This is a genomic window from Micromonospora sp. LHW51205 (genome assembly GCF_003315815.1).
Lineage (GTDB): Bacteria > Actinomycetota > Actinomycetes > Mycobacteriales > Micromonosporaceae > Micromonospora > Micromonospora chalcea.
Map to the genome: position 1 here is coordinate 254,331 of NZ_QMEZ01000001.1, position 19,823 is coordinate 274,153.

Annotated in this window: 19 protein-coding genes; 5 read left to right on the forward strand and 14 right to left on the reverse strand. The window is 73.2% G+C overall.

The window, feature by feature from the left end; genetic code table 11:
* Nucleotides 1–5 precede the first annotated feature (5 nt).
* Together DQE82_RS01175 and DQE82_RS01180 are read right to left on the reverse strand one after the other, a co-directional pair.
* Complete coding sequence (locus DQE82_RS01175; protein WP_043325861.1) at nucleotides 6–845, reverse strand: DUF4081 domain-containing GNAT family N-acetyltransferase; 840 nt, start codon at nucleotides 843–845, stop codon at nucleotides 6–8.
* A 76-nt stretch (nucleotides 846–921) separates the two neighbouring features.
* Entirely contained in the window at nucleotides 922–2,148 is a 1,227-nt protein-coding gene (locus tag DQE82_RS01180) for an MFS transporter (protein ID WP_113971798.1), read from the reverse strand.
* 121 nt (nucleotides 2,149–2,269) lie between these two features.
* Between DQE82_RS01180 and DQE82_RS01185 the strand changes: the two genes are divergently transcribed.
* Nucleotides 2,270–2,857: a PadR family transcriptional regulator gene (locus tag DQE82_RS01185; protein ID WP_113971799.1), complete on the forward strand. Its 588-nt coding sequence runs from the start codon at nucleotides 2,270–2,272 to the stop codon at nucleotides 2,855–2,857.
* A gap of 48 nt (nucleotides 2,858–2,905) precedes the next feature.
* Here the strand turns inward: DQE82_RS01185 and DQE82_RS01190 are convergent, their stop codons facing one another.
* Nucleotides 2,906–3,724, reverse strand: coding sequence for a class I SAM-dependent methyltransferase (locus DQE82_RS01190; protein ID WP_113971800.1), 819 nt, complete (start codon nucleotides 3,722–3,724; stop codon nucleotides 2,906–2,908).
* Between the two features lie 129 nt (nucleotides 3,725–3,853).
* On the opposite strand from DQE82_RS01190, the gene DQE82_RS01195 reads away from it, so the two are divergent.
* Complete coding sequence (locus tag DQE82_RS01195) at nucleotides 3,854–4,528, forward strand: helix-turn-helix domain-containing protein (RefSeq protein WP_043325864.1); 675 nt, start codon at nucleotides 3,854–3,856, stop codon at nucleotides 4,526–4,528.
* Between the two features lie 57 nt (nucleotides 4,529–4,585).
* Here the strand turns inward: DQE82_RS01195 and ispG are convergent, their stop codons facing one another.
* The 5 genes from ispG to DQE82_RS01220 form a co-directional block, all read right to left on the reverse strand.
* Entirely contained in the window at nucleotides 4,586–5,761 is a 1,176-nt protein-coding gene (gene ispG, locus DQE82_RS01200) for a flavodoxin-dependent (E)-4-hydroxy-3-methylbut-2-enyl-diphosphate synthase (RefSeq protein ID WP_030504228.1), read from the reverse strand.
* 9 nt (nucleotides 5,762–5,770) lie between these two features.
* Nucleotides 5,771–7,018 (reverse strand): RIP metalloprotease, encoded by a 1,248-nt coding sequence (locus DQE82_RS01205; protein WP_030504229.1) that lies wholly within the window; start codon nucleotides 7,016–7,018, stop codon nucleotides 5,771–5,773.
* Nucleotides 7,015–8,229 carry a 1-deoxy-D-xylulose-5-phosphate reductoisomerase gene (gene dxr / locus DQE82_RS01210; protein WP_113971801.1) on the reverse strand — a complete coding sequence of 405 codons (1,215 nt, stop codon included), beginning with the start codon at nucleotides 8,227–8,229 and terminating at the stop codon, nucleotides 7,015–7,017. Before dxr ends, DQE82_RS01205 begins: the two co-directional genes overlap by 4 nt.
* Before the next feature lie 129 nt (nucleotides 8,230–8,358).
* Complete coding sequence (locus tag DQE82_RS01215) at nucleotides 8,359–9,612, reverse strand: PP2C family protein-serine/threonine phosphatase (protein WP_113971802.1); 1,254 nt, start codon at nucleotides 9,610–9,612, stop codon at nucleotides 8,359–8,361.
* 62 nt (nucleotides 9,613–9,674) lie between these two features.
* Entirely contained in the window at nucleotides 9,675–10,220 is a 546-nt protein-coding gene (locus DQE82_RS01220; protein ID WP_043325869.1) for a GNAT family N-acetyltransferase, read from the reverse strand.
* A 51-nt stretch (nucleotides 10,221–10,271) separates the two neighbouring features.
* On the opposite strand from DQE82_RS01220, the gene DQE82_RS01225 reads away from it, so the two are divergent.
* Nucleotides 10,272–11,114, forward strand: a complete 843-nt coding sequence (locus DQE82_RS01225; protein ID WP_043325870.1) for a YhjD/YihY/BrkB family envelope integrity protein — start codon at nucleotides 10,272–10,274, stop codon at nucleotides 11,112–11,114.
* A 9-nt stretch (nucleotides 11,115–11,123) separates the two neighbouring features.
* Here the strand turns inward: DQE82_RS01225 and DQE82_RS01230 are convergent, their stop codons facing one another.
* Together DQE82_RS01230 and DQE82_RS01235 are read right to left on the reverse strand one after the other, a co-directional pair.
* Nucleotides 11,124–12,293, reverse strand: coding sequence for an alkaline phosphatase PhoX (locus DQE82_RS01230; RefSeq protein ID WP_113971803.1), 1,170 nt, complete (start codon nucleotides 12,291–12,293; stop codon nucleotides 11,124–11,126).
* A 104-nt stretch (nucleotides 12,294–12,397) separates the two neighbouring features.
* A complete protein-coding gene (locus tag DQE82_RS01235) occupies nucleotides 12,398–12,817 on the reverse strand; it encodes a 50S ribosomal protein L7/L12 (protein ID WP_043325875.1) in 420 nt (139 codons plus the stop codon).
* Nucleotides 12,818–12,883: 66 nt separating this feature from the next.
* On the opposite strand from DQE82_RS01235, the gene DQE82_RS01240 reads away from it, so the two are divergent.
* A complete protein-coding gene (locus DQE82_RS01240; protein WP_113971804.1) occupies nucleotides 12,884–14,494 on the forward strand; it encodes an NAD(P)/FAD-dependent oxidoreductase in 1,611 nt (536 codons plus the stop codon).
* Nucleotides 14,495–14,550: 56 nt separating this feature from the next.
* On the opposite strand, the gene DQE82_RS01245 is transcribed toward DQE82_RS01240, so the two are convergent.
* Together DQE82_RS01245 and DQE82_RS01250 are read right to left on the reverse strand one after the other, a co-directional pair.
* A complete protein-coding gene (locus DQE82_RS01245; protein WP_199495952.1) occupies nucleotides 14,551–15,189 on the reverse strand; it encodes a TMEM175 family protein in 639 nt (212 codons plus the stop codon).
* A gap of 107 nt (nucleotides 15,190–15,296) precedes the next feature.
* Nucleotides 15,297–16,865, reverse strand: coding sequence for a Rieske 2Fe-2S domain-containing protein (locus DQE82_RS01250; protein ID WP_113971806.1), 1,569 nt, complete (start codon nucleotides 16,863–16,865; stop codon nucleotides 15,297–15,299).
* Between the two features lie 247 nt (nucleotides 16,866–17,112).
* Here DQE82_RS01250 and DQE82_RS01255 point away from each other — a divergent pair, with 247 nt between their 5' ends.
* Nucleotides 17,113–17,337, forward strand: a complete 225-nt coding sequence (locus tag DQE82_RS01255; RefSeq protein ID WP_082931019.1) for a hypothetical protein — start codon at nucleotides 17,113–17,115, stop codon at nucleotides 17,335–17,337.
* A gap of 69 nt (nucleotides 17,338–17,406) precedes the next feature.
* On the opposite strand, the gene DQE82_RS01260 is transcribed toward DQE82_RS01255, so the two are convergent.
* Both DQE82_RS01260 and rlmN read right to left on the reverse strand, forming a co-directional pair.
* Nucleotides 17,407–18,597, reverse strand: coding sequence for a DivIVA domain-containing protein (locus DQE82_RS01260; RefSeq protein WP_069089228.1), 1,191 nt, complete (start codon nucleotides 18,595–18,597; stop codon nucleotides 17,407–17,409).
* A 22-nt stretch (nucleotides 18,598–18,619) separates the two neighbouring features.
* Nucleotides 18,620–19,765: a 23S rRNA (adenine(2503)-C(2))-methyltransferase RlmN gene (rlmN, locus tag DQE82_RS01265; RefSeq protein ID WP_104113933.1), complete on the reverse strand. Its 1,146-nt coding sequence runs from the start codon at nucleotides 19,763–19,765 to the stop codon at nucleotides 18,620–18,622.
* Between the last annotated feature and the right edge of the window lie 58 nt (nucleotides 19,766–19,823).

The following is a 19,823-nucleotide window of genomic DNA, read 5'->3' on the forward strand; positions in this document are numbered from 1 at the left end:
GATCCTCAGAACAGCACTGTGGCGAGCGTGCCGACCGGGCGGAAGCCGCAGCGCTCGTAGACCCGGCGGGCGGGCAGGTTGAAGTCGTTCACGTAGAGGCTCACGGTGGGCGCGACCCGGTCCAGCGCGTCGCGCACCACAGCGGCCATCGCGGCGGTGGCGATGCCCCGGCCCCGCCACTCGGGCGCTACCCAGACGCCCTGCACCTGCGCGGTCCGGCGGGTCACCACCGCCAGCTCCGCCTTGAAGACCACCCGCCCGTCGACGAAACGGGCGTAGGCGCGGCCGGCGCGCACCAGCTCGGTCACCCGGCGCCGGTAGCCGCGCCCGCCGTCCTCGGCCAGCGGCGACACCCCGACCTCCTCGGTGTACATCGCCACCGCGGCCGGGAACAGCCGGTCGACCTCACTGCCGCGCACCCGCCGCACGTCCGGGTCGGGCGCCACGGCGGGCAGCGCGTCAGTCGCCAGCAAGGGCTGGTTCGGGCGTACGTCCCGGGCCGGCCCCCAGTACGCGGAGAGGCGGTCCCAGAGCCCGAGTACGGCGTCGGCGCGGCCCACGATCGAGGAACAGAGTCGCTCCTGCCCGCTCAACTGCTCGGCGAACGCGGTCACCGCCGGCTCGGACGCGAGCACCGGCGTCAGGTTGCCACCCAGCCAGCAGATCGACTCCAGGTTGCGGCGGGAGCCGTAGCCGAGGATCCGCGCCTCGGCCCGCCACCAGGCCAGCCCGCGCGCCGCCACCCGCTCGGCGACCTGCGCGCCGGCGTACGGGTCGAGGTCGAGCAGCCGCTCGACCGCGCGGCGCTCCGACTCCCCGAGTTGGCGTACCGGCATCGTGAGCACGGTTACCAGCCTGCCAGATCCGCGCCGGGGCGCGCGGGCCGACCGGGCACCCCGGACCGCTCCGGTGAGCGGCGGCTCAGCCGACCGTCACGGGCGCCGATTCGGGCACGGGCGGCCGGGTCCGGGCGGCCCACCGCACCACCGGCGGGACGAGCGCGCCGAGCAGCAGGAACACCCCGCCGAGCACCAGCCAGCCGGGCACGCCCCAGCCGATCGCGAGCGTGGTCACCACCACCGGGGCGACCATCGAGCCGAGCTGCATGCCCATCCCGTACGCCCCCTGATACTGGCCGTGCGCGTGCGCCGGGGCCAGCCCGAACGAGATGCCCCAGCCGGCCGCCGCGTGCCACAACTCCCCCACCACGTGCACCAGCGCGCCGGCCAGCAGCAGCGGCACCGCCACCGCGACCGGTACGCCGCCACCGGCGGCGAACAGCGCGCAGGCGCCGGCGAGCAGGACGCCGGCCCGGCGGGCGGCCCGGCCCGCGCCGGTCAGGTCCTCGGTGCCCCGCGAGGCGCGGACCTGGAACAGGATCACCACCACCGTGTTGACGAGCAGGCAGACGGAGATCAGCCAGTTCGGCGCGGTGGTGTGCCCGGCGATCCAGAGCGGCAGGGCGATGTTGATCAGCGAGAAGTGCATGGACATCAGCCCGTCCAGCACGGTGAAGGCGAGGAACGGGCGGTCCCGCAGCGCGATCAGCCGCGGTCCGTGCGCCGGGGCGGGCACCGGCGGGACCGGCGGGAGCCGCAGCAGCACCGCCGCCGCCAGCACGTAGGTCGCGGCGTCGAGCAGGATCAGCGTGACGTACGCGCCGCGGGTGTCGGCGGCGAGCGCGAACCCGGCCAGCACGGTGCCCACCGAGATGCCGACGTTGGTGACCGCGCGCAGGTAGGCGCGGGTGCGGACCCGCTGGTCGGGTGGGACGGCGCCGGCGATCAGCGCGCCCCGGGCGCCCCGGGTGCCCGCGTCGGCGAGCGCCATCAGCACGCCGACGGCCAGGAAGCCGGGGAACGAGCGCACCGCTACCAGCGCGGCGGTGCACCCGGCCGAGGCGAGCAGCGCGGCCATCTGGAGCCCGCGCGGGCCGAGGCGGTCGGCCAGGTAGCCCATCGGCGTGCTCGCCACCAGGCTGACCAGCGCGGTGAGGGTGAGCGCCACGCCGACCTCGGCCACCGTGAGCCCGACCGAGCGGGTGAGGAAGAGCGCGCTGGCGGTGAGCCAGGTGCCCCGCCCGACGGTGTTGACGAGCGTGGAGAGGGCGAGGGTCCGGGACGGGCCCGGTTCGGGAAGCAGGCGCACGCCGGCAGCCTAACAGTACGAACGTACGGTTTGCAGCCGAGTTTCATCTGCGTCTTGTCGGCGATGCATTGCCGATATATCGTTGATGCATCAGTGATACGACGACAGAAGGAGAGCCCTGATGGGTTTCCACCGGCGCATGCACGCCATGCACGACGAGATGCGCCGCCGGGGCGGCTTCGGCTTCCCGCCCGTACCCCCCGGTCCGCCGCCCTTCCCGCCCGGACCGCACGGCCACGGGCGGGGCCGCGGCGGGCGCGGACGAGGCCGGCGGCCGAACGTGCGCGGCGCCGTGCTGGCCCTGATCACCGAACGTCCGATGCACGGCTACGAGATGATCCAGGAGATCGACTCCCGCACCGGCGGGGCCTGGCGGCCCAGCCCCGGCTCGATCTACCCGACGCTGCAACTACTGGAGGACGAGGGCGTCATCGCGACCGCCGCCGACTCCGAGGGCGGGCGCAAACGCTTCGCGCTCACCGAACAGGGCCAGGCCGAGGCGACCGCCGCTGCGCAGACCCCGCCCTGGGCGGAGTTCGCCGAGCAGACGGTAAACAGCTGGCACGACATCCGCGACGCCGGCGCGCAGGCCATGCAGGCGCTGCGGCAGGTGATGACCACCGGCACCGACGACCAGCGCGCCCGCGCCGCGCAGGTGCTCGACGAGACGCGGCGCAAGCTCTACGCCATCCTCGCCGAGTCCGAGTGAGCGCCGCCGCCGCGACGGCACGCCGGCCGGACCACGACCGGCGTGCCGTCAGGCCCGGCGCGCGGTGACGAGCAGGTACTCCCAGCGCATCACGCCGCCGTCCAGGTGCCGGGCGGCCAGGTCGGTCAGCGCGCGGTCGAGCCCGGCCATACGCTCCGGGTCGCCCGCGTTCGCGCGGTAGGCCGCCACGGTGGGCCCGTAGTGGGTCGCGAAGAAGTCCCGGAACTGTTCCGGCGTGGCGAACCGGTCCACCACCACGGCGTCGCGCCCCAGCGTGAGCGCGTCGACCCGGTCGCCGAACAACTCCCGGACGTGGTTCTCGTCGCCCCAGAGCGGGGGCGGCTGCGCGCCCGGCGGCGGTGGCGGCGCGAACGGCCGCATGGCCGCGAACAACTGGCCCACGAAGCCCTCCGGGGTCCAGTTGACCAGGCCGATCGTCCCGCCCGGCCGGCACACCCGCAGCAACTCGTCGGCGGCGACCCGGTGCCGGGGCGCGAACATCACGCCCACACAGGACAGCACCGCGTCGAACGCGCCGTCGGCGTACGGCAGCGCCTCCGCGTCCGCCTCCTCCCAGGTCAGCGTCACGCCCTCCCGCTCGGCCGCCGCCCGCCCGATCGCCAGCAACTCCGGGGTCAGGTCCCCAGCCACCACCTGCGCGCCGGTCCGGGCAGCCGGCAGAGCCGCGTTGCCGGTCCCGGCCGCCACGTCCAGCACCCGCATGCCCGGTCCCACCCCCACCGCCCGGACCAGCGTCGCCCCCAACTGCGGGATCACCTGCGCGGCCACTGCGGAGTAGTCGCCCAGCGCCCACATCGCGCGGTGCCGGGCCTTCACCGCCGCGTCCTGTTCCCGTTCCTCGATCATCTGTCGCTCCTCAGCTGTCGTCCCTGCACAGGACGCTAGGCAGCGGACGACACGGCCCCCAGTACGAGATCTGTACCGCTCCCGACAGGCGCCTGGCCGGGCCGCCGGGCCGGGCGTAGCGTGCCCGCCATGGGGGCCTCCTACCACCAGTTCTGCCCCGTGGCGAAGGCCATGGAACTGCTCGACGAGCGGTGGACGCTGCTCGTGGTCCGGGAGCTGGTCAGCGGCTCGGAACGCTTCAACGAGCTGCGCCGGGGCCTGCCCCGGATGTCGCCCACGCTGCTGTCGCGCCGGCTGCACCAGCTCGTCCGCGCCGGGGTGGTGGAACGGCGGGTCGACGGCGCCGACGTGCGCTACGTCCCGACCGCCGCCGGGCGGGAGCTGCGGCCCGTGCTGGAGGCGCTCGGCGCCTGGGGCGTGCGCTGGATCGGCGAGCTGGGCGACGCCGACCTGGACCCGAAGCTGCTGCTGTGGGACATGCACCGGCACGTCGACCACGACGCGGTCCCGCCGGGGCGTACCGTCGTGCGGTTCCGCTTCCGGGACGTGCCGGCGGCGCAGCGCGACTGGTGGCTGGTGATCGCCGCGGGCGAAGCCGACGTCTGCGACATCGACCCCGGGCACGACGTGACGGTGACCGTCACCGCGGACCTGCGTGCCCTGGTCCAGGTCTGGATGGGCGACCTGGGGTGGGCGGCGGCGCTGCGCGGCGGCGCGGTGGAGGTGAGCGGGCCGGAGGCGCTGCGGCGTGCCGCGCCCGGCTGGTTCACTCTCTCCCCGTTCGCCGCCGTGCCCCGCCCCTGAGACGGCGCGTGCGGCCGCCCCCGACGGGGACGGCCGCACGGCGACGCGAAAAGCAGATCAGTGCACGGTGACGGTGGCGCCGCCCGGCACCAGGTCGCGCAGCTCCTCGGGGATCTCGGCGCCCATCTCGTCGGCGATCCGCAGCGCCTCCTCGATCAGCGTCTCCACGATCTGCGCCTCGGGCACGGTCTTGACGACCTTGCCCTTGACGAAGATCTGGCCCTTGCCGTTGCCCGAGGCCACACCCAGGTCGGCCTCGCGGGCCTCACCCGGACCGTTCACCACGCAGCCCATGACCGCGACGCGCAGCGGCACCGGCAGGCCCTCCAGACCGGCGGTGACCTCCTCGGCCAGCTTGTAGACGTCGACCTGCGCCCGCCCGCAGGACGGGCAGGAGACGATCTCCAGGCCGCGCTCGCGCAGGCCCAGCGACTCCAGGATCGCGGCGCCGACCTTGATCTCCTCGACCGGCGGGGCGGACAGCGAGACCCGGATGGTGTCGCCGATCCCCTCGGCCAGCAGCGCGCCGAACGCCACCGCCGACTTGATCGTGCCCTGGAACGCCGGGCCGGCCTCGGTGACGCCGAGGTGCAGCGGGTAGTCGCACTTCTCGGCCAGCAGCCGGTACGCCCGGATCATCACCACCGGGTCGTTGTGCTTGACCGAGATCTTGATGTCCCGGAAGCCGTGCTCCTCGAACAGCGAGCACTCCCACAGCGCCGACTCCACCAGCGCCTCGGCGGTGGCCTTGCCGTACTTGGCCAGCAGGCGCTTGTCGAGCGAGCCCGCGTTGACGCCGATCCGGATCGGCACACCCGCGTCGCCGGCGGCCCGCGCGATCTCCTTGACCTTGTCGTCGAACTGCCGGATGTTGCCCGGGTTCACCCGCACCGCGGCGCAGCCGGCGTCGATCGCCGCGAAGACGTACTTCGGCTGGAAGTGGATGTCGGCGATCACCGGGATCTGCGACTTCTTCGCGATCGCGGGCAGCGCCTCCACGTCGTCCTGCGACGGCACGGCGACCCGGACGATCTGGCAGCCGGACGCGGTCAGCTCGGCGATCTGCTGGAGCGTGGCGTTGACGTCGGCGGTGAGGGTGGTGGTCATGGACTGCACCGAGACCGGCGCGCCGCCGCCGACCGGCACCGAACCGACCATGATCTGGCGGCTGGCCCGGCGCGGGGCCAGCGGCGGCGGCGGTACGGGGGGCATACCGAGACTGACAGCGGTCACTTCAGGCACTCACCTTGAGAAGAGCGTGATGGGGTTGATGACATCGGCGGTGACTGTCAGCAGCGTGAACGCGCCACCGATCAGGATCACCGCGTACGTGAACGGCATGAGTTTGAGGTAGTCGACCCGGCCGGGATCCCGGCGGCCGATGCGCGCGTACAGCCAGGAGCGCGCCCGTTCGAACCAGGCGATGGCGATGTGCCCGCCGTCCAGCGGGAGCAACGGCAGCAGGTTGAACACGCCGATGAAGAAGTTCAGCGACACGAAGAGCATGAAGAACACCAGCCAGGCGTTGTTCTCCACGGCCTCGCCGCCGAGCCGGGTGGCGCCGACCACGCTGATCGGGGTGTCCATGTCGCGCTCGCTGCCGGTGATCGCGCTCCACAGCGCGGGCACCTTCTGCGGGATGCGCTGCATGGCGTGCGCGGTCTGCACCGCCATGGTGCCGGTGAAGTCGGCGGTGGCGCCGAACGCGGCGATCGGGCCGTACTCGACCCGCGGCGGGGTGCTCGGCCGCAGGGCCACGCCGAGCGCGGAGACCGACGAGGTGGCGCCCTTCGGGTCGTCCAGCGGCGGGCGCTGCACCGCGGCCAGGTCGACCCGGGCCTCCTGCGACCGGCCGTCGCGCTCGAAGGTGACGGTGGCCGCGCCGGGCGGGGTGGCCCGGACCACGTCGAGCATGTCGCCCCAGGTGGAGACCGGCCGGCCGTTCACCGCGGTGATCCGGTCGCCGTCCTTGAGCTGGGCCTTCTCGGCCGGGCTGGCCGGGTCGTCGGCCTGGCAGGCGCGGGCCGCGTTCTCCACCACGACGCAGGGGGCCAGCGCGATCACGGCCGGCTCCGCCTTGAAGCCGTCCTCGGTGGAGGGGAACTTCGGGTTCGGCAGGCCGGCGGTGATCGCGATGATCCAGAGCGCGATCAGGGCCAGTGCGAAATGGGTGATCGAGCCGGCGGACATCACGATCGTCCGCTTCCAGACCGGGTAGCGCCACATCGCGCGCTTCTCGTCCCCGGGCTCGACGTCGTCGTCCTGCGGCGTCATGCCGACGATCTTGCAGAACCCGCCGAGCGGAATGCCCTTGATGCCGTACTCGGTCTCGCCCCGCTTGAACGACCACAGCGTCGGGCCGAAGCCGACGAAGTAGCGGGTGACCTTCATCCCGAACGCCTTGGCGGTCAGCATGTGCCCCGCCTCGTGCAGGCTCACCGAGATGAGAATCGCCAGGGCGAACAGCACCACCCCGAGCAGATAGCTCATCGAGCTCCTTCCACCGACCCGACGATGATCTCCTGGGCGTGCGCCCGTGCCCACGACTCGGCGGCGAGCACGTCTTCGACGGTACCTGGTTCGTCGAAATCGGGTGCGTCCTCCAGCACCCGCTGGAGGGTGTCGACGATCCCGAGGAACGGCAGCCGGCCCGCGACGAACGCGGCCACGCACTCCTCGTTCGCCGCGTTGTAGATCGCCGGGCGGCAGCGCCCGGCCTCACCCGCCGCCTTGGCCAGCGCGACCGCCGGGAACGCCGCGTCGTCCAGCGGGAAGAACTCCCAGGTGTGGGCAGTGGTCCAGTCGACCGCGGCGGCCGCCTCGGGCACCCGGTCCGGCCAGCCGATGCCCAGCGCGATGGGCAGCCGCATGTCCGGCGGGCTGGCCTGGGCGAGCGTGGACCCGTCGGTGAACTCGACCATCGAGTGGATCACCGACTGCGGGTGGACCATCACCTCGATGTCGGCGTACGGCACGTCGAACAGCTCGTGCGCCTCGATCACCTCCAGCGCCTTGTTGACCATCGTGGCGGAGTTGATCGTGACGACCGGGCCCATGTTCCAGGTCGGGTGCGCCAGCGCCTGCTCCGGCGTGACGGCGGTCAGCTCGTCGCGCCGCCGCCCCCGGAACGGGCCGCCGCTGGCGGTGACCACCAGCCGCCGCACCTCACCCCGGGCGCCGCCGCGCAGGCACTGCGCCAGCGCCGAGTGCTCGGAGTCCACCGGGACGATCTGCCCCGGTCGCGAGACGGCGGCCTTGACCAGCGGGCCGCCGGCGACGAGGGACTCCTTGTTGGCCAGGGCGAGGGTACGCCCGGCGTGCAGCGCGGCCAGCGTCGGCGGCAGGCCCAGCGAGCCGACCACCCCGTTGAGCACCACGTCGCACGGCCACTGCGCCAGCTCGGTCATCGCGTCCGGCCCGGCCACGATCTTGGGCAGTTTGAAGTCGCCGGTGGCCCAGCCGCGCTTGCTCGCCTCGGCGTAGAACGCGAGCTGAAGGTCCTGCGCGGCGGATGCGCGGGCCACGCCGACCGCCTCCACGCCCAGCTCCAGCGCCTGCGCGGCGAGCAACTCCACGTTGCCGCCACCCGCGCCGAGGGCCACCACCCGGAAGCGGTCCGGGTTGCGCTTGACGATGTCGATGGCCTGGGTGCCGATCGAGCCGGTCGAACCGAGCAGCACGAGATCTCGGGGAGTGGTCACCGGACCATTGTTCCCCAGCGCCTCACCCCGGTTCGTCCCGGAGTGCCCGGCGGCATGATCGACTCCACTTCGCCGAGGTGGTGGCATCCCACGCGCCGCGATGCCACCACTTCGGCGAACTGGTGTCGATCACGCCTCGATCGCCTCCTCGACGCTACGGGACACGATCGTCCCGTCTGGCGCGGTGAGGTGCTCCAGGTGCGCCAACGGCAGGTGCGAGGGCTGCCACTCCAGGAACAGCGCGGTGGCGTCGTCGTCGAGCTGGTCCTGCTGGTAGGCGAGGACGGCCCGCACCAGCCGGCGCATCGTCTCGGGGCTGGGCAGCCGGTCGTTGAGGGCACGCTCGACGAAGTCGACGAGCCGGTCCAGCCCGAACCGTTCCCCGTCGTCGCCCCGGGCGTCGGTGATGCCGTCGGTGTACGCGAGGACGCGGTCGCCCGGGTGCAGCGCCTCCTCGTGCACCCGCGGGCGCCGCGTCGACAGGTTGCCCAGCCCGAGCGGCAGCGCGGTCGGTCCGGGCAGTGCCCGGACGGCCTTGCCGTCCCGCAGCAGCATGGCGCCGGGGTGGCCGGCGTTGATGATCCGCAGCACGCCGGTCCGCCGGTCGAGTTCGGCGAGCAGCGCGGTCGCGAACAGGCCGGGGTGTTCGGAGCGGACCCACCTGTCGATGCTGATCGCCGTGTCGACCAGGTCGAGACCGGTACGCCGGGCGTTGCGGTACGCGCTGACCACGAGCGAGGCCATCGCGCTCGCCTTGATCCCGTGCCCGCAGGTGTCGAAGAGCCCGACGCTGAGCACGTCACCGTTGAGCGCGTAGTCGAAGATGTCCCCGCCGACGTCGTAACACGGTTCGAGGATGGCGGTGATCACCAACTCGTCCGTCGCGAAGGTCAGCGGCGGCAGCAGCCCCCACACGGTCTCGGCGGCGACCTGCATCGGCAGGCGGCGGCGAATCCGTTCCACGACGTCGCCGTAGAGCCGGCGGTTCACCAGGACCTGAGCGACGGCGACCGCCACCTCCCAGGCCGGCCGGTCCAGCGCGGGGTCGCCGGCGCGCGACGACACGATCTCCAGCGCCCCCAGCCGTTCGCAGCCGAGCAGCAGGGGCACCCAGAGCCGGTCCGGGCGGTCGGGAGCGCGCTGCACCTGGAGGCAGGTGAACGCCCGGCCGGCCAGCGTCGTCTCGATCGTGAGTTCGTCCCGAGGCGCGCCCGCGCCGACCAGGGGTACGAGCGAGGACTGCGTGTAGTCGGCCAGGTAGATCACGATGTCGGTGGCCCCGATGGCGGGCGCGACCCGGTTCACCAGGAGCGACAGGTCGTCCGGGCCGCCCCGGGCGGCGTGGAGGTGCAGCCAACGCGCTGCGTCGCCACCGTCGACCATCAGTGCCTCCCCCGTATCCCCACCACCGTAGGAGGCCGAGGGCGAACTGCCAACGGCACGGCTCAGGCCGGACGTTCCAGGACGAACGTTTCAACCTCGGCACCGCCGTACCAGTCGGTGCGCACGCCCACGTGCGTCATGCCGAGGCGCCGGGCCACCGCCATCGACGGGTCGTTCCCGGCCATCACCACCGCGTACACCCTCGGGGTGCCGGTGGCGAACTCGCGCTCCAGCACCGCGCGGGCCGCCTCGGTGGCGTAGCCGTTGCCCTGGGCGTCGGGGTGCAGGTGCCAGCCGACCTCGATGTCGTCGGTCAGCGTGACGCCGTCGCGTCCCGGGAGCGGCTTGAGCAGGATGCTCCCGGCCACCGGCCCGCCGGCGCGCGGCTCGATCGCCCACAGGCCCCAGCGGCCGCCGTACGGCGCCCAGCGTTCGTGCCAGGACCGGACCCGCTCGCGCGCCTCGGACGGGTCGGTCATCCGGCCCTTGCCGCCGCCCAGCCAGCGCATCACCTCGTCCCGGGAGTAGATGTCGTAGATCCGGGCCAGGTCGTCCGGGGACTCGGTCCAGTCCCGGAGCACCAGCCGGTCGGTCGTGGCGATCGTCATGCCGCCGGATCGTAATGCGTGGCGCGGGGCCGTACGGGGAACGAGAGGGCGATGGGCGACGGGTGGGATCGGGCGAAGCGGATCACGGCTGCGGCGTTCCGGCCGGTCCGCGGCCGGGATCTCTCCCTGCACGCCGCCGCGATCACGTTCTACGGCGCGATCGCCGTGGTGCCGGTGGCGCTGCTGGCGATCTGGCTGACCGGGCTGCTCGCCGGGGCGGACCGGGTGCGGCGGCTGACCGGGTACGCGATCGAGACGCTGCCCACCGAGATCGGCGCGCACCGGGCGGCGGCCGCGCTGGTCGAGGCCGGGCTGGGGCTGACTCCGCTGCTGGCGCTGGCCTCGCTGCTGCCGGCCTCGCTGTACGGCGAAGGTCTGCGCCGCGCGTTCGTCTCGGTGGCCGAGCCGCGCGCCGAGTCCGGTGCGCTGGTCGGCTGGCGGGGCCGGCTGCTGCTGCTCCCGCTGCTGGCGCCCGCCCCGGCGCTGCTGCTGTCGATCCTGCTGGGGCTGCCGCTGACCACCCGGCTGGTACGCCAGGGCGGCTGGATCGGCGCGCTCGGCGTCGTGCTGTCGTTCCTGGCGGTGTGGCTGGTGCTCACGCCGGTGCTGATCTGGGTGTTCCGGGTGGTCGGCCCGGCCTCCCCGGACTGGCTCGCCACCGTCGTCCTGGGCTCGTTCACGGCGGCGAACCTGTCCGGTTTCCTGCACGGTTTCGTGCTGTTCTGCTCGCTGCCGCTGGACCTGGGCGTGCCGTTCGGCGGCTTCGACGAGATCGGCGGCGGCGTGGCGGTGCTGCTGTGGCTGTACCTGTTCCACGTGATCGTGCTGTCCGGCTATTCCGCGACGCTGGCGGCGAGCCGGTGGCGGGCCGCCCGGGAGGCGGCCCGCGCCTGACGGGCGGCGTCAGCGCCGGAACGGGCCGCGCACCTCGTACGTGATGCCGCCGGTGCCGGCCCGGGCGCCGCTGGTGCCGCGCTGGGAGGAGAAGTAGAGACGGCTGCCGTCCGGGGAGAACGCCGGCCCGGTGATCTCCGACTCGGACTGCCCGAGCAGCCGCAGGAACGGGGTCACCACACCGGCGGGCGTGATCACGTTGATCTCCATGTTGCCGCCGTCCTCGGCCACGTAGAAGTCGCCGCCGGCGGTGCCGGTGATGTTGTCGACGCCGGTCAGCGGCGCGGCGCCGGCCGGCACCAGCGAGTCGTCGTACGCGAGGTCGAGCCGCTGGTTCACCGCGTCGTACGCCCACACCCGGTTGTCGCCCTTGGTGGTGAACCAGCAGGTGTCGTCGGCGTACCAGCAGCCCTCGCCGCCGTCGAACGTCTGCGCGGCGCCCACCTGGTGGCGGGTGGGCACCGGGAACCCGTCCCGGTCCGGCAGGTCCCGCCAGGTCACCGGGCCGGTGACCTGGCCGTCCGGGGCGCAGAGCACCTGGACCCGGCCGGTGCGCAGGTCACCCCAGGTGTCCGGCACGAACCGGTAGAAGCAGCCGTCCGACTCGTCCTCGGTCAGGTAGACCACCCGCCGCCGCGGGTCGCAGGCCGCCGCCTCGTGCTTGAAGCGGCCCATCCGGGTCCGCTCCTCGCCGGCCCGGCCGCCCTCCGGCCAGGTCTCGAAGACCCGGCCCAGCGGCACCTCCTCGCAGGACAGCCACGTCCCCCACGGGGTCGGCCCACCGGCGCAGTTGACGTTCGTGCCGCCGAGGATCCGGTACGCGGCGGCGATCGCGCCGTCGGGGGCGAACCGCACCGCCGACGCGCCGCCGACGAGCGGCACCTCCGAGTTGGAGACGTAGATCCAGCCGTCGCCGGACGGGAAGCAGGCGCCGCCGTCCGGCGCCGGGTGCCAGGTGTACGAGGTGCCGGCGACCCGCTGCCCGGAACGCGCGATCACCCGGCTGGTGAAGCCGGCCGGCAACTGGAGACCGTTGACGTCGGCGGCCAGCAGGTCGCCGTACGGGCCGGGGCCGGGCTGGGCGGGCTGGGCCGGTGCGGCCGCGGCGGCCCAGAGACCACCGGCGAAAGCGGCGGCGCCGCCGACGGCTGTGGCACGCAGGACGGTACGACGATCCATCGGGGGTTACCTCCCGGAGGCGGTGGGTGTCCCGTCGACGGTAGGACGGAAATACATCGACAACTGCCACTATAGGGTGAACGCCCGGTGACGGCCGTCCGGCGTCAGAGGCCCTCGACGTACCGCTTCGCGTCGGCGAGCGACATGTGCGTGTGCTCGCGTACCACCTTGATCGCCTGGATCTTCTCGCCCCGGTGCAGCAGCCGCGCGGCCTCGGCCCGCACCGCGTCGTCGACGCCCTTTCCGGGCGCCGGAGGGCCGGGCGACCAGGACCCGCCGGCCGCCAGCGCGTCCACCGCCTGCTTCGCCTCCAGCAGCGACAGGCCGGTCTGCTCACGCAGCACCTTGACCGCCTCGACCCGGCGCCCCGCGTGGATCAGGCGGAGCACCTCGGCCTGCCCGCCGCCGGCCGGGCGATCCGGGGCGACCAGGTCCCGGGGGCGGTCGCGCCGCAGCACGAGCAGGAGCAGGAACACCACCACGACGAGCGCCACCGCGAGCGCGATCTGGACAGCCGGAGACATGCCGGGAACGGTAGCGCCCCGCTGCGAACCCTCCCGCCCGTGCCCGGCCGCCGCTAGGGTCGCGGCATGAGCGAACGCACCGGGAGCGACGCGAGTGAGCTGCCGTCCCGCGCCGACGTCGTGGTGGTCGGCGCCGGGCACAACGGCCTGGTCTCGGCGATCCTGCTGGCCCGCGCCGGCCTGGACGTGCTGGTGCTGGAGGCGTCCGGGGTGATCGGCGGCGCGACCCGCACCGAGAACCCGTTCCCGAAGGTGCCGGGGCTGCGTCACTCCACCGGGTCGTACCTGCTCGGGCTGATGCCCCCGGAGCTGCTGGCCACGCTCGACGTGACCATCCCGGTACTGCGCCGCGACCCGCACTACTTCCTGCCCACGCCGGGCGGGCTCGGCTCGCCGTACCTGCTGGCGGGCAGCGACGTGGCGGCGAGCCGGCGGCAGCTCGCGGAGATGTTCTCCCCCGCCGACGTGGCAGCCGACGACGCGCTGCACGCCGAGCTGGCCCAGCTGCGGGAGGATCTCGCCCCGGCGTGGCTGGCCGAGCCGCTGCCGGTCGAGGAGACCGCCGAGCGCTACGTGCGGCCCGCGCTGCGGCAGGTCTTCGTCGACCTGGTCCGCGGCTCGGTGGCCGACCACCTGGCCCGCTTCGACTTCCGCTCCGAGCTGCTGGTCAGCATGTACGCGGTCACCGACGGCCTGTCCGGGCTCAACGCCGGCCCGGACGACCCCGGCACCGGGCACAACTTCCTGGTGCACAACATGTGCCGGCTGCCCGGCGCGGACGGCACCTGGATGATCACCCGGGGCGGCATGGGCACGGTGTCGCGCACGTTCGCCGAGGCCGCCGTGCGCGCGGGCGCGCGGATCGTGGCCGACGCGCCGGTCACCGCCATCCGGCTGACCGGGGGTGCCGCCGCCGGGGTGACACTGGCCGACGGGCGGGAGGTGGACGCCCCGGTGGTGCTCGGCGCCTGTGACCCGTACCGGCTGATGGAGCTGCTGCCCGACGGCGCGCTCCCGGCGGAGCTGGGCGCGCGGATGGCGGCGGTCCGCCGCCCCGGCACCACGCTCAAGCTCAACCTGGCGCTGACCGGGCTGCCCCGCTTCTCCTGCCTGCCGGCGGACGCGCCGAGCCCGTTCGGGTCGACCATCCACCTGCTGCCCGGCTCGGCCTCGCTCGTCGGCGACGGCGGCGAGTCGCCGATGGCGGCGCTGCGCGGCATGTGGGCGGACGTGCGGGCCGGGCGGCTGCCGGACGAGCCGACGATCGAGTGGTACCTGCACACCACAGTCGACCCGTCGCTGTCCGACGAGGCGGGGCACCACTCGTCGGCGCTGTTCGTCCAGTCGGTCCCCTACGAGCTGGCCGGCACCACCTGGGACGCGGCGCTGCCCGGCTACGTGGAGCGGCTGCTCGCGATCTGCGAACGGTACGCCCCGGGCGCCGGTGACCTGGTCGCGGACGCGGTGCCGCTGCCGCCGCCCGGCATCGAGGCGCACTTCGGCATCACCGGCGGGCACATCCACCACGTCGACAACACGGTGTCGTTCACCGACCGGATGCCGTACGCGACGGGTGTGGACGGCGTGTACGCGGGCAGCGCCGGCTGCCACCCGGCGGGCAGCGTGATCGGCGCGGCCGGGCACAACGCCGCCCGCCGCATCCTCGCCGACATGTAAGGAAGGGCCCCTTATTAACGCCTCCGGTAGAGGAAGGGCCCCTTCTTAACAACCGCTCACGGCGTGTCGGGCGCCTCCTGGCCGGCGGGCGGGAGATCGCCCGGACCGCGCACCAGGTAGACGCCGACCAGCAGCAGGTACGCCAGCAGGCTCAGCAGCGGGTCGATGAACACGATGGCGAACGCGACCAGGTAGAGCAGCGGGCCGAGCCGGAACCGGCGGGCCACCGCGCTCGCCAGCCTCGGGTCCAGATCCGCGTGCAGCAGCCCGCGGCGGCGCGCCCACCACCAGCTCAGGTTGAAGAAGAGCGCCTCGCCGAGCACCACGCCCACGTACAGCGCGGCGGTCAGCCGCTGGTCGCGCACGGTGCCGCGCAGGTTGTCCGCGAGCAGGTCGGCGGTGAACGGGATCGCCGCCACGAACATCAGCAGCAGCAGGTTCAGCACCAGCAGCATCTGGTCGACCCGGCGGACGTAGCGCCACATGTTGTGGTGGGTCAGCCAGACCTGGCCGACGATGGCGAAGGTGATCACGTACGCCAGGTAGGCCCGCCACTCCTGCACGAGCACCGAGGCCAGCCCGTCGTCCTGCGGCAGGTCCGGGTCGAACGCCAGCAGCTCGACGGCCATCAGGGTGAGCACGATGGCGATCACCGCGTCGCTGAACGCCTCCACCCGGGAGGCGTCCCGCGCCATCTCGCTGCCGCGCCCGAACCGGTACACCGGTTCCCTGTCCGCACCCGTCACGCCGCCCCCTCACGACCGATGGTCGCGTGCCGGGGGCGGCGTGCGGGGCGAAACCGTCAGACGGCCGGCGTCGAGGTCTCCGCGTCCGCGCGGTGCGCCCGGATCTTGTGCCCGACGCTGGTCAGGCAGCGGCCGCTGGCCAGGTCGAACTTCCAGCCGTGCAGCTGGCAGGTCAGCTGGTCGCCGTCGACGATGCCGAACCGGCTCAGGTCCGCCTTCAGGTGCGGGCAGCGCCGCTGCACCACCCAGCCGTCGAGCGTGATGTCCTCGGCGTCGACGGCCCGCTCGTGCTCGTCGTACCAGCCCTCGGCGTACTGGAGGCGCTCCTCGGAGAGGCACTTGAAGAAGGCGTAGACGAACTCGTTGTACTGGCCGATGCGGGCCGCCGAGAAGCGGCACGACAGGAACAGCGAGTTGACCCAGTCGACCTCGCCGATGTGCAGCAGGTGCTCGATGAGCGCCCGCTCGGTACGGAAGCGGTAGCGGACCTTCTCGTCCGCGTACGGCCGGACCTCCTTGCCCGGGAAGTCCACCACGATGGATTCGACCTCGGAGCCGTCGTAGCCGACCAGGTCGAAGCGGACCGGCCCGCCGACGCCCTTGGCCAGGTAGATCGACTCGTCCAGCAGCGGCTCGATCCGGCGCTTCATCTCACCCAGCACGTTGACCTCGGGGTGCCGCCAGGACGCCTTCTCGGCCTCGATGACGCCGCGCTTGCGCTCCCGCATCTCCTCCAGGTGGGCGACCTTGTTCGCGAAGAACTCCTCCACCGGCACCGGGTGCGTGGTGGTCGCGCCCTCGGTGGTGATCTCCGAGACGCTGCCCGGCAGCAGCACGATGCCGTTGGTGCCGCCGACCTTGGCGTACTCGGACAGGAACACCGACTGGTCGGGGAAGATGTTGCCCTCGTCGCCGAAGATGTCGTTGAACTGCCACAGCTCGTCGTCGAGGAAGCACGGCGGGCCGGCGATCGGGAAGACGTGGTCGGCCTTCAGGTCGTCGATGTAGCGCCACGTGCGGTCGAACTGCCGGTCCCGCTTCTGCTTGCCGAACGCGGTCTTCGCCGCCTGCGGCAGCTCGTAGACCATCGGGTACCAGATCGCGCCGGAGAACTGCAGCATGTGCGCGTGCACGTGGCCCAGCTCGGCGAAGACGCTCAGGTCGGTCGGGCGGGCGTCGTTCTGGTTGAGCAGCCGGACGCCGTCGTACTCGACCCAGAGCGAGGAGTCGCCGATCGGGCCGTCGGTCGGGCTGGTCAGCGCCTGGATCATGATCTTCAGGCCGCCGGGCAGCTCCACGACCTGCTCGTTCGGGGCCTTGAGGAACTTGGTGAAGCCCAGCTCCCGGAACTCGTCCTCCATCTCCGAGGTGGGGAACTCGGGGAGCAGGACGGTGGCGTCCTTCGACACGAAGTCGCGCAGGTGCTTGGCGTCGAAGTGGTCCCGGTGCAGGTGCGAAACGTACAGGTAGTCGACCTGGCCGAGGCTCTCCCAGTCGAGCAGGGAGTTGTCCGGGAAGGGGAACCACGAGGCGAAGTAGGCGGGATTGACCCACGGGTCGCACAGGATGCTGCCCGCGGCCGTGTCGATCCGCATGCTGGCGTGGCCCGTACCGGTCACTCGCACCGCAGTCCCCCTCAAAAAGGCATCAGGTGTACGTCAAGACGCTACCGGAGGCAGTGTGCTCGCCGTCCCGCGACGCCGGTAGTGCCCAACCGCCCCGACCCGGACGGGACCTACGGCCCGGGTCATGCGACAACCACGCTGTCGCCCGCCCGGGTCATCAAGCGCACCGGAGGCCGGACCCTGCGCCGGGGCCGGTTGAGGGCGTGCCAGACTGATCGGAGATCCGATCGCGAGGGAAGGACCGACAGTGGCAGGAGACGAGCCGGTAACCGCGCCAGATCAGCACAAGCCCGGGCACCGCAAGTCCGGACGGATCGGCGCGTTGCTGTCGGCGCTGGTCTTGGTTCTGATGGCGCTCTGCGGGATCGAGGAGGGCCGGGTGGAGCACATCTGGCTGTTCGGGATCGCCGGGCTGCTGGTCGCCATCGTCATCGGCGACGCCGTGCTGCGCCGCAACGGCCTGCGGTCCTGACGAGCGGCGCAAACGGTACGCGGAAGGGCCCACCCCTCGCGGGGTGGGCCCTTCGTCGTCGGGTGCGGGTCAGCGGCCGAGCAGGATGTCCTGCACGTCCTTGAGCGCGGCGTCGACCTCGGCCTCGAAGTAGCCGCCGGGCACCAGCCCGAAACGCAGCGTGTCGAGGTCCTTCGGGTTCACCGGCATCGGGTTGCGGCCCTGCATGCCGCCGAGCAGCGTGTCGAAGAACCGGTCGACCTGGTCCGGGTCGTACCCGCTGCCGAACCGGCGGACCTGGAAGCTGCGCCGGATCTGGTCGACCCGGTAGAGGTCGCTGCCGGGCGGGCCGGCCATCGGCGGGCCCACCATCGGCGGACCGGCGACCGGCGGGGTCACCAGCGGCGGGCCGGTCATCGAAGGGCCGGGGCCGTAACCCTGGTCCGGCGGCCCGTAACCGGGCTCCGGCGCGCCGTAGCCCTGCTGCGGCAGCGCGGGCGGGCCACCCGGGCCACGACCACGCAGCTCACGCTCGGGCATGCGGATCTCGGCGGTCATGTCGGCACGCCCACGCCGGCCGGCCTCGAAGCCGTCGAAGCGCTCCTCCTGGCCGTACCCGCCGGGGCCGCTGTCCTGGCCGTACCCGCCGCTGTCCTGGCCGTAGCCGCCCGGACCGGTGTCCTGGCCGTACCCGCCGGGGCCGCTGTCCTGGCCGTAGCCGCCGGGGCCGGGCGGCAGGCCGCGCGGCGGCGGGCCGCCGTGCCCGATCGGCGCGCCCGGGCCCATCGGGCCGGGGCCGCCCGGGCCACGCGGGCCGTCGTAGCCACCGCGCGGGCCGTCGTACCCGCCGGCGAACGCGCCGGTCGGCTCGTCGTAGCGGCTGCCGTAGCGGTCGGCGGGCGGGCCGGGCTGGGCCGGCATCTGCCGGGGCGGCATCGGCGGCTGCGGCACCGGCGACATGCCCCTGTCGTCGCGCATCGGCGGGCCGAGCCGGTCGGGAATCCGGGGGTCGCCACCGCGCCCGGCGGGGGCGCCACCGCGCTCCTCCAGCTCGGCGAGCTGCCGCTCGACCCGGTCGAGGTGCAGGTCCACCTGCCACTCGTCGTAGCCGTTGAAGCGGACCCGGAAGACGACGTCGTGGACCTCCTGGGAGGCCACGGGCGCGCCGACCGGCTGACCGGCGAGTGTCGCCTCGACCCGGTCCAGGAAGGCGTCGACCTCGTCGACCTTGTATCCCCGGCGGAGCGCCTTACGCCGGAAACGCTGACCCTGACTCGCCACTATGTCTCCTGGTCTCGTACCGCTACGCCGTTGCCGCGCGTGAGTCGCCGTCCGTGTCCCCGGCGGCGGCGAGCTGGCCACACGCCCCGTCGATCTCGCGTCCCCGGGTGTCCCGCACGGTGGTCGACACCCCGGCGTCGCGCAACCGCCGGACGAACTCCCGCTCGACCGGCTTCGGGCTGGCGTCCCAGCGGCTGCCCGGAGTCGGGTTGAGCGGGATCAGGTTCACGTGGGCCAGCTTGCCGGCCAACAGCCGCCCGAGCAGATCTGCTCTCCACGGCTGGTCGTTCACGTCCTTGATCATCGCGTATTCGATGGACACGCGACGCCCCGTCGTGGCCGCGTAGTCCCACGCCGCGTCCAGCACCTCGGACACCTTCCAGCGCTGGTTGACCGGGACGAGTTCGTCGCGCAGCTCATCATCGGGGGCATGCAGCGACAACGCAAGGGTCACGGAGAGGTCTTCGCTGGCCAGTCGCCGGATCGCCGGGACCAGCCCGACCGTGGAGACGGTGATGTGCCGCTGCGACAGGCCCAGGCCCTCCGGCGCCGGAGCGACCAGCCGGCGGATCGCCGCCACCACCCGCGAGTAGTTGGCCAGCGGCTCGCCCATGCCCATGAACACCACGTGCGACAGCCGCGGCGGCGAGCCGGACACCGCGCCGGAGGCGGCCACCCCGGCCAGGTAGACCGCCTGGTCGACGATCTCGGCGGTGGACAGGTTGCGGGTCAGCCCGGCCTGGCCGGTCGCGCAGAACGGGCAGGCCATGCCGCACCCGGCCTGGCTGGAGATGCAGACGGTCACCCGGTCCGGGTAGCCCATCAGCACGCTCTCCACGAGCGAGCCGTCGTGCAGCCGCCAGAGCGCCTTACGGGTCGCGCCGTCGTCGCAGGCCAGCTCGCGTACCGGGGTGAGCAGGGTGGGCAGCAGCTCACCCGCCAGCCGCTCCCGGGTCGCCGCCGGCAGGTCGGTCATCCGCTCCGGGTCGCGCACCAGGCGGCCGAAGTAGTGGTTGGAGACCTGCTTGGCGCGGAACGCCGGCTCGCCCAGCTCGGTGACGAGCGCCTGCCGGCCGGACAGGTCCAGGTCGGCGAGGTGGCGCGGAGGCATCGAGGGTCGGCGGCCGCGGGCGTCGGGGTCTACGGAGATCAGCGGGAGACTCGTCATGGCGCGTCCAGTCTGACACGCTCCCGCCCGGACGCACCCGTCCGTACGTGTCGAATCG